This is a genomic window from Actinomycetota bacterium (assembly GCA_030019255.1).
Classification (GTDB): domain Bacteria; phylum Actinomycetota; class Geothermincolia; order Geothermincolales; family RBG-13-55-18; genus Solincola_A.
Map to the genome: position 1 here is coordinate 52,015 of JASEFK010000001.1, position 14,502 is coordinate 66,516.

Sequence of the window (14,502 nt, forward strand, 5' to 3'; positions counted from 1 at the left end):
TAAAAAGCCAAAGCTCCGGATGCGGATCACGTTTTGTCACCGGATAGGCTATTCGCTTTCCGAACGTAGGCATCGATGTCGAACTTACGGCGCAGACCCTCCGAGCTCATCCAGCGTACCTTGCCGAAGACCTTCCTTTCGGCGAAGGGACGGTCGTGCTTGCCGAAACACCACAGCGCGCCGGCATAGCCGTTGGGATCCCTCCCGTCCAGCTCATACCGGTCGTTGAGGTAAAGGATCCTCTTCAGCGCTTCCTCCGGGCTTGCTGACCATTCGATGATCTTCTTTCCCCAGTACATGCGCATGTAATTGTGCATCCGGCCCGTGGCCAGCATCTCCTTCTGGGCGGCATTCCAGAAAGGATCGTGGGTATGCGCCCCCTCAAGCTCCTCGAGGGAGTACAGGTATTCCCGCCGGTCGCCCGCATGCTCTTGGAGGGTCCGCCGAGCCCAGGCGGGCAGGGCTTCCAGGGAGTCGTAGGCGGGGCGGTAATGGACGAGGTTCACGCCCAGTTCCCGCCTCACGATGAGCTGTTCCAGGAAGGCCTCGGCTCCCGGCCCCCCTGCCTTCTTGACCTCCAGGGCGACCTGAAGAGGGGACACCTGCCCGAAGTGGAGGTAGGGGCTGAGTCCCGAGGTATAGTCCAGTTCCGGATGTTTGGAAAGAAGGTGGTATCGGTCAAGTTTCTCCCGGACGAAGGAGCGCAGCCGCGCCAGGGCCTCCGAGGTCCCGCCGGGAGGTATCAGCAGGGAATCGGGAGCCTTCGCCGTACGGATCTCCTTGGACAGTCGGGCGGGATCGGAGAGGTTCAACCCTTCCAGGTCCAGGTCCGGGTCAGGCCTTTTTAGATCGCGCATGGAGAGGGGACTCAGGAAACGGGGGAGGTGGCGTCCCAACTTGGGTCGGAAGGTGGCCGCCGCGTATTCCTCCTTGCGGGAAGCCGTTTCCACGGGCACCACCACGTCGCTCTCCACCTGGATCACCGGGCAGGGGGAGCGATGGGACACCCATTCCCTCCAGGCCCGCTGGTGGCGCAAGTATCCCCTGTCCACCACCAGGAGGGAGGCGTCGCGGGCCAGTTCCAGGGCTCCCTTTTCCGGGGAGACCTCCCGGACCACGAACTGCGCGCCCCGCTCGGCGAGCATCTCGCCCGTTTCCCGCAGCCCCTCCAGCATGAACAGGTAATGGCGCCGATTCGCTCCGGGGAAGCGTACGGCGATTCCGAAAAAGACCACCAGGGGTAGGTTCAGTTCGTTGGCCCGCTCCACGGCGAACTCCAGGGCGTGGTTGTAGACCACACGCTGGGAGGCCTGCATCCAGTAGAGCACGTAGCGCCCCGGGACGAAGCCCCCGCCCTTGAGAACCTTCAACCTTTCGGGCTGGATCATATCAGGTAACTCTTTCCTTCTTTACACGCTGGCCGTTATCCCCCGTTCCTCGGCCAAGGAGCCAGGCTTTGGGAAATGAAACCCACTTCTTCCCCTTCGTACACGCATGACGCTCGTGATCACCGGGATGCAGGGGGAACCCTCCCCGGTTTCCCATCTCCACCCTGTGCTCTCGCCACCCCCGCGGCACTCCCCGGGGCGGACTGCTCCACTCACAGGTCCCCCTCCTTCCCGGAATCGCCGATCATGGCTAGCTCCTCCGGGTAGGGTCGGAAGTAGGCCTGCCCGGCCAGGTATTTTTCGTCGAAGCGGCGTATCCAGGAATTGACGATCTTCACTGGCACGCTCAGGGGAATCCTCTTTTCCGCGTAGCGCCTCAAGGCGTCCAGTAAATGGGCCTTTTCACCTTTGGTGAGATGGTTGGAAAAGTATCCCAGGGCATGCATGAGTACGTTAACGTTGCTGGTATATCGGGGCGGCCTGGCCAGGGCCCGCAGCAGTCCCTCCCGGTAAGACTCGAAGAGTTCTTCCGTGCGATGCCGGTCGGGGTTGGCCACCAGTCGCCCCAGTTCCTTGAGCGCCCTCTGGTTGTAGGACATGAGGAGGAACTTGTGTCGGGAGTGGAAATCCACCAGGGACCCCACGGTCCCCTTGCACGCAGCCTCTCGGAACCGGGCCAGGGTGAAGATGCGCACCAGGAAGTGTTCCCGAAGCCGGAAGTTCTTGAGCCTGCCCTCGCTTTCCGCCGGGTGCAGGGGGAACCTCCGGATGACCTCTCCCCCGAAGAAACCGGGACCTTTGTCCATGGCACCGACGTCACTCTTTCCGTAGGGAAATATCTTCACGTCCCGTAACCCGCAGGAAGGCGAGCGCGCCTTGAGCAGGAAGCCGTCCACCTCCCCCAAGGAATCGAGGAAGCCGCGACAGAAGTCCTTCATCTCCCCGGTGACGTCCCGCCCGGTGGACGGTTGCACCAGCCGCAGCTCTCCCTTCCTGCATTCCACGTGGATGGGGTCACGGGGAACCCCGAGGCCTATCTCCACCTCGGGGCATACGGTCAGGCATTTCACGCGGCGGGCGAGCAACTCCACGAAGTCGTCCCGGATGATCTCCCCGTTCCAGCGGCAGGCCTCGAATCCCAGGCATCTGCTGATGACCAGTACCGGCTTTTCCTCCCCTGCGTCAACGCCCACGTCCGCTCACTTCACCTTCCGGGTTAAAGGCCCTATGCCTTTTCCGACCACCTCCGTTGCTGACCTGTGGTCGGCATATCCAGCGGCCTTGGGTCCTTCGGGGTTCACAGTTTTTCTAGGGCGCCGGTGGTCACGTGGCCCACGTTGTTGGCCAGGTCGCCCACGCGCTCCAGGTTACTGAGGGTGTCCAGGAAGACCACCCCCGCGGACCCGTCGCACTCGCCGCGGTTGAGGCGAGACAGGTGGTTGCGCCGGAAGCGGCTGGCCATCTCGTCCACCAGGTGCTCGAAGGACTGGTAATGCCGGGCCTCGTCCTGGTTTTCCTTCTCGAAGGCGTCGATGATACCCTCGTACATGTCGAAGACCGTGCTGGATATCTCTTCCAGTTCCTGCTTGGCCGTTTCAGTGAAAGAGAGGCCGTCCTCGGACTTGTTGATGGCCAGGTACATGATATTCTCCGCGTGGTCGCCGATGCGCTCGATGTCGTTGACCGCGTGCATGTAGCCCACCAGGCGCTCGGACTGGTCGCCGGCCAAGGGTTCTTGGGAGAGCTTGGAAAGGTACTCGATGATGGAATGGGCCAGCCCGTCCACGATGGATTCCATCTCCAAGAGATGCTTCTTGCCTCCCCGGTCCATCTTCTTGAGGTAGCCCACCGAGGTGCGCAGCATGTCCAGGGTGATGCGCCCCATGCGGGTGATCTCCTTGCGCGCCATCTCCAGGGCCAGGGCCGGGTTGTGAAAGATGCGAGGGTCCAGGAAGAGCGGGTCGCGCTCCACAACGGGTTCCTCGCCCCGCTTGATCTTTTTCACCAACCATATGAACTGGTTGATGAAGGGTAGCCAAAGAAGGGTCATGGTCAGATTGAAAAAGGTGTGGAACCAGGCTACCTGGCGGGCGATGTTGTCCGGGCCGGCACCGAAGAGCTCGGAGATGCGCAGGGTCAGCTTGGGCAGCCAGGCCAGGAAGGGCAAAAAAAGTAGAGTTCCCGAGATGTTGAACAGGTAGTGGGCGATGGCCACCCGCTTGGCGGGAAGGCTGGCTCCCAGGCTGGCGATGAGGGCGGTGATGCAGGTGCCTATGTTGCATCCCAGGATGATGGGAATGGCGATGCGCAGGGGGTCGGCTCCGTTGACCGAGAGAACCCCGGCGGCTCCCATGGCGATGACCATCCCGGTGGTGGCCGAGGAGCTCTGCACCAGGCTGGTGATTACAATGCCCAGGAGGAGACCCAGGAACCAATTGGCGCCGTACTTGGTCAACCAGTTCTCGAAGGTCCCCGAGTTGCTCAGGGGGGCCAGGCCCCCCTTCATGAGCTCGATCCCCAGGAAAAGTATGCCGAATCCCAGGAGGATCTGACCGGTGTACTTCCAGACCTTCCTGCGGGCCAGGAGATAAAGGACGAAGCCCAGCCCGATGCAGGGGAAGGAAAGGGTCTTCACGTTGAAGGCCACGATCTGGCCGGTGATGGTGGTCCCGATGTTGGCCCCGAAGATGACCGCCACCGACTGGGAGAACTTCATGAGCCCGGCGTTGACCAGGCCCACCAGCATGACCGTGGTGGCCGAGGAGCTCTGGATGAGGGCGGTGACCCCAGTGCCCACCAGCACGCCGCGGAAGCGGTTGCGGGTCAGGCTCTCCAGCATGCGGCGCAGGCGGTCACCCGCCGCCAGCTGCAGCCCCTCGCTCATGAGGAACATGCCGAAAAGGAAAAGGCCCAAACCTCCGAAGAGGACCAGTATCCCGAACCAGACGGAGGTGGCCTCTAATTTCACCGTTCTTTTCTCCCCGGGTGAACCGTTGCTTTCGATGCGGCTCTCATCCTCACCCAAAGCGCAATTATATTAGCCATGGCGCATGGGAACAAGGGTTAGGACGAGCTTTCCGGTAGGCCTGGAAGTGGGGTGCGAAATGAGGGCCGAGACCGCTCCACCTCGGTGAAATGATGCATTATCCATACAAGGAAATCTAACTTGTATGCTCTACCGGCGAGTCAGCGTGAACGCGCGGAACCACACGAGAAGAAGCGGGTAGATTTCTACACTCCACGAAATAAATGGCGTATTGAGCCAGCGAGCAGGCGATTCAAGGGTTCCTCCCGGTGTGCGGGAAGGGTACGACCCTCGGTGCCCGTCGAAGCGGCGTTTATTGACGGAGCAGTAGGTTGGTGTTAATCTGTTTTGGGTTGGAACCGCGTGAAGGGTCGCAATGGGCCTTTCCCCAGACCTGATACTCCAAGGAATGGGATTCTCACCCCGGGACGCAGACACCGGGAGAGCCCGGGATCACAGGAGGAGGTGAGAACCGAACTTCTGTCCGTTCGCTAGGTCTCCTCGCGACAGGAAAGAGAGGTGAAAAATGCCCTACGACTACGACCTGCTCATCGTGGAGGTTAAGGACGGCGTGGCTACGGTGACCCTGAACCGTCCTCCGCTCAATCCCTTGAACGCGGACCTTTTCCTGCAGATCGGGAAATGCGCGGAGGAGCTCACCCTGGATGACCAGGTGCGGGCGGTGGTCATCACCGGCGGGGAGAAGAACTTCGCCGCCGGGGCGGACATCAAGGAGATGGTGGAACAGGGGGCAGTGGACATCGCCAGGTTCATAGGCATCGCCCAGGAGAGCTTCACCAAGGTGGAAAATATTCCCAAACCGGTTATCGCCGCCATCAACGGCTTCGCCCTGGGCGGGGGGTGTGAGTTGGCCATCACCTGCGATTTCCGCTTCGCCCATGAGAACGCCAAGATAGGGCAGCCGGAGATTCTCCTGGGGATCATTCCCGGGGCGGGCGGGACCCAGAGGCTCCCCCGCCTCATAGGTCCGGCGAAGGCCAAGGAGATGATCTACAGCGGCCGTTTCTACAGCGCCCAGGAGTGCCTGGAGATGGGGCTGGTCCAGAAGGTGGTCACCGGGGACGAATCGGTCATCGAGTACGCCCAGAAGGTGGCCGCCAAGTACGCCGCCGGCCCGGCGGTGGCCCTGGCCATGGCCAAGCGGGCCATCAACAAGGGCATAGAGTGCTCCATAGAGGAGGGGCTGATCATCGAGGCCCAGGGCATCGCCCTGTGCTTCGCCTCCGAGGACCAGAAGATAGGCATGCGAACCTTCCTGGCCGAGGGGCCGGGGAAGGCCAAGTTCGTGGGCAGGTAGGCTCGCATGCTTTAACCATATAAGAAGGCCCGGGCCGCCGGGCCGGCAGGATAGGAAGCGGTAACGTACGCCGAGGAGTTCGAAGAGTCAAGGAGGTAGTTGGATGATCGATTTCGAACCCACCGAAGAACAGAAGGCAGCAGTGAAAATGGCCCACGACTTCGCCCTCAACGAGATGCGCCCCATCGCTCTCGAGTGCGACAAGGAGGGCAAGATCCCCGATGAGCTGATCAAGAAGGCGGCGGCCGCGGGACTAACGGCCATGGCCATCCCCGAGGAATACGGCGGCGGCGGCCTGGACCAGGTCACCGCGGCCATGGTCAGCGAGGAGCTCTTCTGGGGTTGCGCTGGAATCGCCACCACCCTGGGGGCCAATAGCCTGGCCACCACCCCCATGCTCATCGCCGCCAACGAGGAGCAGAAGAAGAAGTACTTCCCCCGGCTGACCGACCCCGAGAACCCCAAGTTCGCCGCCTTCTGCCTGACCGAGCCGGGGGCGGGTTCCGACGCCGCCTCCATCTCCACCACCATCCGCGAGGAGGGTGACTACTACGTGGTGAACGGGCAGAAGTGCTTCATCACCAACGGGGGGATAGCCGACTTCTACAGCGTCTTCTGCACCTTCGACAAGGAGAAGAAGTACGGCGGCATCGCGGCCATCATCGTGGAGCGGGAGTACGAGGGGGTCTCCATCGGGAAGAAGGAGGACAAAATGGGGATCCGGGCCTCCAACACCACGGAGGTTATCTTCGACAACGTCAGGGTCCCCAAGGAGAACCTCTTCGTGCCTATGGGCCAGGGCTTCTACAACGTGATGGTCACCCTGGACATGACCCGCGCCAGCGTGGCCGCGGGGGCGGTGGGCATCGCCCGCGCCGCCTTCGAGGAGGCCCTCAAGTACGCCAAGGAGAGGGTACAGTTCGGCCGCCCCATCATCGCCCAGCAGGCCATCAGCTTCATGCTGGCGGACATGGCCATGCAGATCGAGGCGGGACGCCGGCTCTACCTGCTGGCCGCCTGGAAGGCCTCCAAAGGACTGCCGTGCTCCCTGGAGTCCTCCTACGCCAAGGCCTTCTGCGGGGACATGGCCATGCGGGTGACCACCGACGCGGTGCAGATCCACGGCGGGTACGGATACATGAAGGAGTACCTGGTGGAGAAGCTCATGCGCGACGCCAAGATCATGCAGATCTACGAGGGCACCAACCAGATCCAGAGGGTGGTCATCAGCGCCAACCTGATGGGCGTCACCGACACTTACCCCTGGGGTTAATATCGACGCCGATCGGCACTGCCACGAGGTCGGAAGAGAACAAGGGGGCGCTTCCCGGCGCCCCCTTCGCTTTCCGGGCCTGGGTCTTACCCCGGGATCATATGGGAAGAGGTGAGCCTTGCCCGTTAAGTTCACGACATATTCCTGTTATCCCGGGCCGGGGCGAGCGAAGAGGTTTCGTTCGGGCATCTTCCAGGGGCCGCCCTACCTTTTCACGTATCCCCGCCCCTCGGCGACCGTAAGCCCGAAAGGCGCGGCGTCCCGGAAAGGGACGGGGATGCTATCATGAACTGGAGATGAAGATCGGCATCACCACCACCGTGCCCGTAGAGGTCATCTACGCCGCCGGACATATCCCGGTGGACCTGAACAACGTCTTCGTCTCCCACCCGGAGAGGGAACGGCTCATCGAGGAGGCGGAACTGGCCGGTTTCCCCCGTTCCTTCTGCGCCTGGGTGAAGGGCATCTACGGCGCGGCAAGGGAGATGGATGACCTGGGTGCCGTGGTGGCGGTGACCCAGGGGGACTGTTCCAACACCCACGGCCTCATGGAGACCCTGCAGTCGGAGGGGATGGAGGTCATCCCCTTCGCCTATCCCTATGAGAGGGATTACGTCCTGCTGCGGGCCCAGGTGGAGGCCTTCATGCGCCGCCTGGCCGTGGACTGGCACGAGGTGGAGGATACCTTGAGGCGCCTGGACCGGGTGCGGCGGCGGGCGCACCGCCTGGACGAGCTGACCTGGAAGGAGGGGCTGGTGACCGGACTGGAGAACCACCTTGTCCTGGTCGGCTGCAGCGACATGGAGGGGGATCCCGATGCCTACGGCCGGAAGCTCGAGGACTTGCTGGCCCGCGTCGGGGAGAGGGAAAGGGACCCCGGCTTTCCCCGTGCCGGGGACATGGTGCGCCTGGGTTACTTGGGCGTTCCCCCCATGGCCCCCGAGCTCTACGATTACCTGGAGACCCTGGGGGCCAGGGTGGTGTACAACGAGGTCCAGCGCCAGTTCAGCCTGCCCTTCCGCACCGCGGACCTGGTGGAGAAGTACCGCCGCTACAGTTACCCTTATTCCATATTTTACCGTTTAAGGGATATCCGGAGGGAGGCGCGCCGCAGGCGGCTGGACGGTCTCATCCACTATGTGCAGAGTTTTTGCTTCCGCCAGGTGGAGGACATTATCCTCCGCCGTTCCCTGTCCCTCCCCATGCTCACCTTGGAGCTGGACCGCTCCTCCCGCCTGGACGCCAGGACCAGGATGCGCCTAGAGAACTTCGTCTCCATGCTCCGGCGCGAGAAGCACGGGTAAGTTCCCGGCCGTGTCCCCGCAGCGGCGTCCCGTTTCCGCGGTTTTCGGGCGGGCGTGGGGTAACATAAAGTTGGGACAGCGCACCCGGGGTGCCGCCCGGAGGTTGAAGAGGAGGTAGGTATACCAGTGGACGCGCGGTGCGGGGTGGACCTGGGAAGCCGCTTCGTCAAGATAGCCGTTGAGGTGGACGGGGATAGACGCTTCCTTGGCCCTTTCGACACCGCCGAGTTCTACCGGAAGCACATCGAGGCCGGGAAGGACGGCGGAGCGCTTCGGAAGAAGGATTTCGGCCTGGGGGAGGAAGTGCGCGTGGGTGCCACCGGCTACGGCAGGGCCCGCTTGGGAGGAGGAGCGGTGATGTTCCCGGAGCTGGAGGCCATTGCCGCCGGGGTGGCGGCCATGACCGGCATAAGGGAAGCTGTCATCCTCGACGTGGGGGGCCAGGATTCCAAGGCCCTGCTGGTGAGGGATGGAAGGTTGGCCGATTTCGAGGCCAACGACCGCTGCGCGGCCTCGGCGGGGAAGTTCCTGGAGAACATGTCCAGGGTGCTGGGGATGGACTGGGAGGAACTGGGAAGATACCGGGAGGACCCGGTGGAGCTTTCCTCCACCTGCGCCGTGTACGGGGAGACGGAGCTGGTGGGCCTGCTGGGCGAGGGATGGCCGGTGGAGAGGCTGGCCGCGGGGGTTAACCGGGCCATCCTCGGCCGCCTCCTTCCCCTCCTGGCCCGTTTCCCCAGGAGAACCCTGGTCCTCACCGGGGGCGTGGCCCGCAACCGGGCCCTGAGAGCGATGCTGGCCGACCGACTGGGTGTGGAACCCGTGGTCCCCGAGCCCCCCGACTTCGTCGCTGCCGTGGGATGCTGCCGCCTGCTCTTGGAGGAGGTTTGAGTTGGCCGCCGATTACGAGATCGTAGTGGGAACCCATTTCGACGCCGCCCACCGCCTTCCCGGATATCCCGGGCCCTGCTCCAGGCTGCACGGACACCGCTGGAGGGTGGAAGCGGCGGTCGCCGGGGGCGAGCCGGGGGAGGGAGGGATGGTGGTGGACTTCCTGGTTCTCAAGCGCATCCTCGGCGAGATCGTGGCCCCATTCGACCACCGCTGCCTGAACGAGGTGGAGCCCTTCACGCGCGTCGTCCCCACCTCCGAGAACCTGGCCTGGCACATCCACCGGAGATTCTCCGAGCGAGTAAGGGGACTGGGAAAGGATATCCGCGTCTCCTGGGTGGCGGTATCCGAATCGCCGGACACCCGCGTGGTCTACCGCGAAGGAGATCGGGAGCGGCCAGGATAACAAGGGGTGTGGTCTTCCGGCCCGAAGATAGGCGATCGGAGGGCAGAATCCCGCAGGGCGGGAATCTCGGTCACGGGAAGGGCATGGGGAAAGAAATGAGGAGGAAGAAAAAGGAAAACCTGGTCCTCCTCTCCGGAGGCCTGGATTCGGCGGTCAACTTCCTCCTGGCCCTGAGAAGGGGCGGCGTGGCCCTGGCACTCACCGTGGATTACGGCCAGAGGGCGGCCCGGAGGGAGGAGGAGAAGTCCGCCGCCCTATGTAGGATACACGGAGTGAAACACGAGATACTTCGGGCCAGCTGGGTGGCGAAGTTCTCCAAGGATGCGCTAACCAATCTGGAAAAGGAGCTTCCCCGACCGGGGAGACGGGAGCTGGAGGACCCCGGCTGGAGGAGGGAGGCGGCGCGGGCGGTATGGGTGCCCAACCGCAACGGTCTGCTGGTACACATGGGAGCCTGCCTGGCCGAGGCCCTGGGGATACCTTACCTGGTCATGGGGCTGAACGCCGAGGAGGGCGCGGCCTTTCCCGACAATTCCCCCGGCTTCGTGCGGGAGATGAACCGTGCCCTCGGATATTCCACCCGGGGGCGGGTGCGCCTTAGGAGTTTCACCCTGCACTGGGACAAGCGGGAGATCATGCGCGCTGCCCTGCAGCTCGGGCTGCCCCTGGAGCTTACCTGGCCGTGCTATAATGGGGGCGACCTGTGGTGCGGAAAATGTGAATCCTGCCTGCGTTTCCGGGCGGCGGCGGAGGCGCTGGGCGAGGAGCATAGGTTGAAGGGCCTCTTTTCACCGGGATGATTCGCAGGGGTGGGTTCGGCAGGGGTGATACATGAAGGGCAAGTACATCAAGGGGAGGAGCATCACCTACGACGGTACGCAGCTGCGCTCCCTTTACGCCTTCACCGAGCACGACGTACAGGGCGACTCGGTAGTTGCCTTTCGCGGTCCCTGCCGGGTACAGGCGGAGAACCTGGTGGACGTGGAGGACCGCAAGAAGGGGGCGGAGATCTACAGTGAGGACATGGTCCACTTCATAGTGGAACTCTTCGATTCCGACCTTCCTCGCACCCTGGCCCTGCAGAGGCTCTTCCTGTGCGTCATCAAGGACGTCATCGAGGAGCTCAAGCCCGAGCTCTTTATAAGCAGGCGCGGGGACGATCTCTACATCGAGGTCGAGGTGGAGGAAGGCCAGGAGGAGAACCGCAAGCTCACCGTCTCCGTGGCCACCGCCAGCCCGGTTTCCAACCTCATCCATGTCGGCATCAACGTCTCCAGCCGCAACACCCCCGTGCCCACCCTGGGGCTGGAGGACCTGGAGATCCCGGTGGATGACTTTATCCTCAAGGTGATGCAGGGCTTCATCAACGAGATGAAGGGCATGGAGTCGGCCCGCTGCAAGGTCCGCGGCGTGAGCTGACCTGTTTCGGCTCGCCGCCCATGCGACCTTGTTTCAAAGAACTGGCGCGTAAAACTCGGACATGGCGCGGGAAGAGCGTGCTTGACCGGAATGGCACCAGGCGGATGGAAAGTATGGCCGGTTAAAGACGGCACTTCTGCCCAGGGATCTCCGGGAAGGGATCGACCCGGCGGGAAAAGGAGTCGCCGGAGGTGAACAAGAATGGATATCTCCAGAAGCAGGGTGTGGTTGAGGGGAGTCATCAAGGCCTGGGCCAAAAGGGTTTTCGGCGGCACCGTCGTTTGGAGAATCGCGCAGAAGGTTAGACATTCCCTTCCCCGGCGAGGGGTAAGAGTGGCCCTCCATGCCCTCTATAGAAAAATCCTGCTCTGCCTGTTGCCCCGGGACACAGCCTACCGATGGGCGCAATCCCAGATCCAGAACCAAAATTTCTACGGGGCCGATTATTTCGACGCCCGCGACAAGTCCGGGAAGGAAAGCGGGTGCATCGGAGGCTACCCGGAGGTAGAGGATTTCGGGAGGTTGGCCCTCCTGGCCAAGGAACTGCTGGAGGTGAAAAGCGCGCTGGATATTGGCTGTGCCAAGGGATTCCAGGTTAAGGCACTGCGCCTGGAAGGAATTGACGCCTGGGGTATCGACCTGAGCGAGTACGCTATAAGTACGGCTCCCGATGAAGTCAGGCCTTGGTTGAAGGTCTGCAGCATCCAGGAAGCGGATTTCCCCGCAGGTTCCTTCGAACTGGTCTTGGCCATGGAACTTCTGGAGCACATCCCCTTAACCGACATAGAGGAGGTGATTCGCAAGCTGTATTTTTTCACCTCTCGCTTTGTCCTGGCGACCATCCCTTCCTTCGGACCCAATCCGTACGGGATGGACGGGTGGCTGGAGGAGAAAATAAATCCCCGGAAGATACCTCGTTATCGGGATCATCTCATCGATCTCGCGGAGATGAAACACCTCATCGTTGATTCCCAGGGCTTGCCCCAGCACGGACATATGCTCATCGCCAGCTACGATTGGTGGACGTCCCTTTTTACCCGCTATGGATTCCAGAGGAGGGGGGACCTGGAAAGGGAGATCAACCGGAGGCTCGTTTTGGCCAGGGAGGGGAAATGGTGCTGCTACTTATTTGAAAAGGTGGAGCCCGGCGGGGAGGGGGTGAAGCCCCTGCGTCTGGAAGAAGGCGATTTCGTCCACCACGGCGGAAGGTGGGAAAGTTTAACCCACCTGCTTCCCCGGGGAATTTACTGCCTGAGCGTGGAGCTGGACATGCCGGGAGTGGGCCGCGTAAGACCTGTCGATGAACGGTTGCTTTCCCTGGTTTGCCTCTCCAAGGATGGGGAGAGGATTCATGCCCAGCGCCTGGTCACCAAGAGGGAGTTGCCCGGAAAACGGGGAAATGGCGCGTTTAAGACATCCTTGGTCTGCGCCGTGGACGGTGATGCAGAAATCATCCTGCGACTGGAACCAGGGCCCGGAGCTCTTTGCAGGCCCCTGTCCGCCCTCTACACCCCACTCGGCAAAGAGACGTGAAGGCGGTGAATATTCGACGGATCGTCTGCGGCCGTGGCCGTTAAAAGAGAGTCTTTGGCCGTTCTTCCGGTGGCCGTTCCGCGGGCTTGGGGTTCGGTACGAGGGCGGGATGGGCGGCCCGTTTCGATGGGGGCGGTCCTCCGGCATGGGCGGGGCATCGGCCCGGCGATAACGTTCGGTGACGCGTATCCGGGATGGCCCGGGTCCGGGGATGTGCGGACATGGATTATGGATGCCTTGAACGTGGTGGAAATCTTTCCCTCCTTCCAGGGCGAAGGATTGCTGGTGGGCGTATCCCAGGTCTTCGTCCGTCTGGGTGGATGCAACCTGAGGTGTTCATATTGCGATACGCCTGAAGCCAGGGGGGAAGCTAAGGCTTGCCGGGTATACGGCAGGGAGGAGTTCCTGGAAACTGTTGCCAACCCGCTGGCCGCCAAGGACTTGGCGGGAAAGATCGCCTCCCTCTGGAGTCACGGCATGCACTCGGTGAGCCTAACCGGCGGTGAGCCCCTGCTGCAGGTAGAGGGCCTTGCGGATCTGCTGCCGCTCCTGAGGGATGGGGGGATGGCCATCTACTTGGAGACCAACGGGACCCTTCCCGCCGAGCTGGAGAAGATAATCCCCTGGGTGGACTGGATAGCCATGGACCTCAAGCTTCCCTATTCCCAGGAAGGGAAGGATTTTCTGGATGACCACAGGGAGTTCCTGCGCCTGGCCTCCCGCCGCAAGGTCTTCCTCAAGGTAGTGGTGGAGGAGGACACCCCGGAAGAGGAACTGGAGAAGTTCTGCCGGGGAACGGCCGAGGTGAACCGGGACGTACCCCTGGTTTTGCAGCCGAAAAGTGTACTCGCAGAGGGAGGGCGGTTGAAAACCGGATCCCGTGAAGGGACCGGGCAGGCACCGAGAGGGGAGAAAAAGACCGGCGCCGGCAGGCGCCTGCAGGAGTCCGGCAGGGATTATCGGTGGGGCTGGAGAGTGGGGATAAGTCCGACACGGGCGGGCCGCCTACAAGCCATCGCATCTGCCTATTTCCGTGAAGTCAGGGTCATACCCCAGCTCCACCGCGCCTGGGGCATGAGGTAATCTCTTGAGTCCCCGGCATGACCCCGGGAAGGAGACGTCCTCCGGCGCGCATCATGGGAGCGATGGAGGATCTATGCTATATTCCTCTGCAAGCGATGGACGGGGAGGTTATGGGAGATGGCCCTGGAACATTCTCCGCAGGAGTTGAAGGAAGCCCGCGAGGCTGCGCTGCGCAAGTTCCGACTGCTGGACCCCTCCTGGATGGCCGCCCGCTCGGGCACCTTCTATTCCTACCCGCGGCGGCTTTTCGTCGTGCCCTTCTTCGGGGAGAGGTACACTGTCTCCTACCCCGAGGGGTCTGTCTCCCGCGATGACGGAAGCGCCGCCGGGGCCCGGGAGGCGCTCATCATCCTCCATTACCTGGTACATGCCGACGGGACCCGGGTGTGCGGCCGGTGGATAGCCTACCGGGACCTTCCGGGAGCCCGCTATCATGAACCGGCCTTCGCGACCGAGGTGGAGAGGCCCCTGTCCCTGGGTCTGGCCGGCCGACTGGAGGCCCTGAGGGCGTGGGCTGCAACCGCGGCCCGGCAGGTGGACCTCCCGGGGGACATCTCCGCCGCCTGGGATGTCCTACCTCGGGTTCCCCTGCTCCTGGTCTTCAACGAGGCTGACGAGGAGTTCCCCGCCTCGGCGCGGATCTTCTTTGACGCCACCGCTCCCAATTATCTGCCCACCGAGGACCTTTCCGTGCTGGCGGAGATAGCCGCCCTGCGCATACTGGAGAGTGTGGGCGCCCTGGGAGGAGGAAGAGGTTAGGGTCGCCGGTGGGGCACACGACCATCCCGGTGGCTGGAATATCCTGGTGACCGGTTTTCGTGCTTAAACGACTTGGCTAAAGCCCAAGCGATTGATGAGGACG

General features: G+C 62.6%; 13 protein-coding genes. 10 read left to right on the forward strand and 3 right to left on the reverse strand.

The window, feature by feature from the left end:
* Positions 1–26: 26 nt before the first annotated feature.
* The 3 genes from QME84_00205 to QME84_00215 all read right to left on the reverse strand — a co-directional run bounded on the left by QME84_00205 (position 27) and on the right by QME84_00215 (position 4,356).
* Positions 27–1,388 carry a deoxyribodipyrimidine photo-lyase gene (locus tag QME84_00205; protein MDI6872698.1) on the reverse strand — a complete coding sequence of 454 codons (1,362 nt, stop codon included), beginning with the start codon at positions 1,386–1,388 and terminating at the stop codon, positions 27–29.
* A gap of 212 nt (positions 1,389–1,600) precedes the next feature.
* A complete protein-coding gene (locus QME84_00210) occupies positions 1,601–2,581 on the reverse strand; it encodes a DUF523 and DUF1722 domain-containing protein (GenBank protein ID MDI6872699.1) in 981 nt (326 codons plus the stop codon).
* Positions 2,582–2,685: 104 nt separating this feature from the next.
* On the reverse strand, positions 2,686–4,356 hold the full coding sequence (locus tag QME84_00215; protein MDI6872700.1) for a Na/Pi cotransporter family protein: 1,671 nt from the start codon (positions 4,354–4,356) through the stop codon (positions 2,686–2,688).
* Between the two features lie 583 nt (positions 4,357–4,939).
* Here QME84_00215 and QME84_00220 point away from each other — a divergent pair.
* The 10 genes from QME84_00220 to QME84_00265 all read left to right on the forward strand — a co-directional run bounded on the left by QME84_00220 (position 4,940) and on the right by QME84_00265 (position 14,399).
* Entirely contained in the window at positions 4,940–5,731 is a 792-nt protein-coding gene (locus QME84_00220) for an enoyl-CoA hydratase-related protein (GenBank protein MDI6872701.1), read from the forward strand.
* Between the two features lie 103 nt (positions 5,732–5,834).
* On the forward strand, positions 5,835–7,004 hold the full coding sequence (locus QME84_00225) for an acyl-CoA dehydrogenase family protein (protein MDI6872702.1): 1,170 nt from the start codon (positions 5,835–5,837) through the stop codon (positions 7,002–7,004).
* 296 nt (positions 7,005–7,300) lie between these two features.
* A complete protein-coding gene (locus QME84_00230; GenBank protein MDI6872703.1) occupies positions 7,301–8,308 on the forward strand; it encodes a 2-hydroxyacyl-CoA dehydratase in 1,008 nt (335 codons plus the stop codon).
* Positions 8,309–8,434: 126 nt separating this feature from the next.
* The gene (locus QME84_00235; protein ID MDI6872704.1) at positions 8,435–9,199 is read left to right on the forward strand and encodes an acyl-CoA dehydratase activase; all 765 of its coding nucleotides are present in this window, start codon (positions 8,435–8,437) and stop codon (positions 9,197–9,199) included.
* A gap of 1 nt (position 9,200) precedes the next feature.
* Positions 9,201–9,605, forward strand: coding sequence for a 6-carboxytetrahydropterin synthase QueD (gene queD / locus QME84_00240; GenBank protein ID MDI6872705.1), 405 nt, complete (start codon positions 9,201–9,203; stop codon positions 9,603–9,605).
* 95 nt (positions 9,606–9,700) lie between these two features.
* Complete coding sequence (queC, locus tag QME84_00245) at positions 9,701–10,405, forward strand: 7-cyano-7-deazaguanine synthase QueC (protein MDI6872706.1); 705 nt, start codon at positions 9,701–9,703, stop codon at positions 10,403–10,405.
* 31 nt (positions 10,406–10,436) lie between these two features.
* Positions 10,437–11,024 carry a DUF366 family protein gene (locus QME84_00250; GenBank protein MDI6872707.1) on the forward strand — a complete coding sequence of 196 codons (588 nt, stop codon included), beginning with the start codon at positions 10,437–10,439 and terminating at the stop codon, positions 11,022–11,024.
* A 201-nt stretch (positions 11,025–11,225) separates the two neighbouring features.
* The gene (locus QME84_00255; GenBank protein ID MDI6872708.1) at positions 11,226–12,557 is read left to right on the forward strand and encodes a class I SAM-dependent methyltransferase; all 1,332 of its coding nucleotides are present in this window, start codon (positions 11,226–11,228) and stop codon (positions 12,555–12,557) included.
* Between the two features lie 243 nt (positions 12,558–12,800).
* Positions 12,801–13,640, forward strand: a complete 840-nt coding sequence (locus tag QME84_00260) for a 7-carboxy-7-deazaguanine synthase QueE (GenBank protein MDI6872709.1) — start codon at positions 12,801–12,803, stop codon at positions 13,638–13,640.
* Positions 13,641–13,757: 117 nt separating this feature from the next.
* On the forward strand, positions 13,758–14,399 hold the full coding sequence (locus tag QME84_00265; GenBank protein MDI6872710.1) for a DUF3786 domain-containing protein: 642 nt from the start codon (positions 13,758–13,760) through the stop codon (positions 14,397–14,399).
* Positions 14,400–14,502 lie beyond the last annotated feature (103 nt).

What these genes read in the sequence shown, in the direction of transcription:
- QME84_00250 (MDI6872707.1), top strand. Translation starts at nt 10,437, where the DNA reads ATGAAGGGCAAGTACATCAAGGGGAGGAGCATCACCTACGACGGTACG.
- QME84_00205 (MDI6872698.1), bottom strand. Translation starts at nt 1,388, where the DNA reads ATGATCCAGCCCGAAAGGTTGAAGGTTCTCAAGGGCGGGGGCTTCGTC.
- QME84_00220 (MDI6872701.1), top strand. Translation starts at nt 4,940, where the DNA reads ATGCCCTACGACTACGACCTGCTCATCGTGGAGGTTAAGGACGGCGTG.
- QME84_00265 (MDI6872710.1), top strand. Translation starts at nt 13,758, where the DNA reads ATGGCCCTGGAACATTCTCCGCAGGAGTTGAAGGAAGCCCGCGAGGCT.
- QME84_00230 (MDI6872703.1), top strand. Translation starts at nt 7,301, where the DNA reads ATGAAGATCGGCATCACCACCACCGTGCCCGTAGAGGTCATCTACGCC.
- queC (MDI6872706.1), top strand. Translation starts at nt 9,701, where the DNA reads ATGAGGAGGAAGAAAAAGGAAAACCTGGTCCTCCTCTCCGGAGGCCTG.
- QME84_00255 (MDI6872708.1), top strand. Translation starts at nt 11,226, where the DNA reads ATGGATATCTCCAGAAGCAGGGTGTGGTTGAGGGGAGTCATCAAGGCC.
- QME84_00225 (MDI6872702.1), top strand. Translation starts at nt 5,835, where the DNA reads ATGATCGATTTCGAACCCACCGAAGAACAGAAGGCAGCAGTGAAAATG.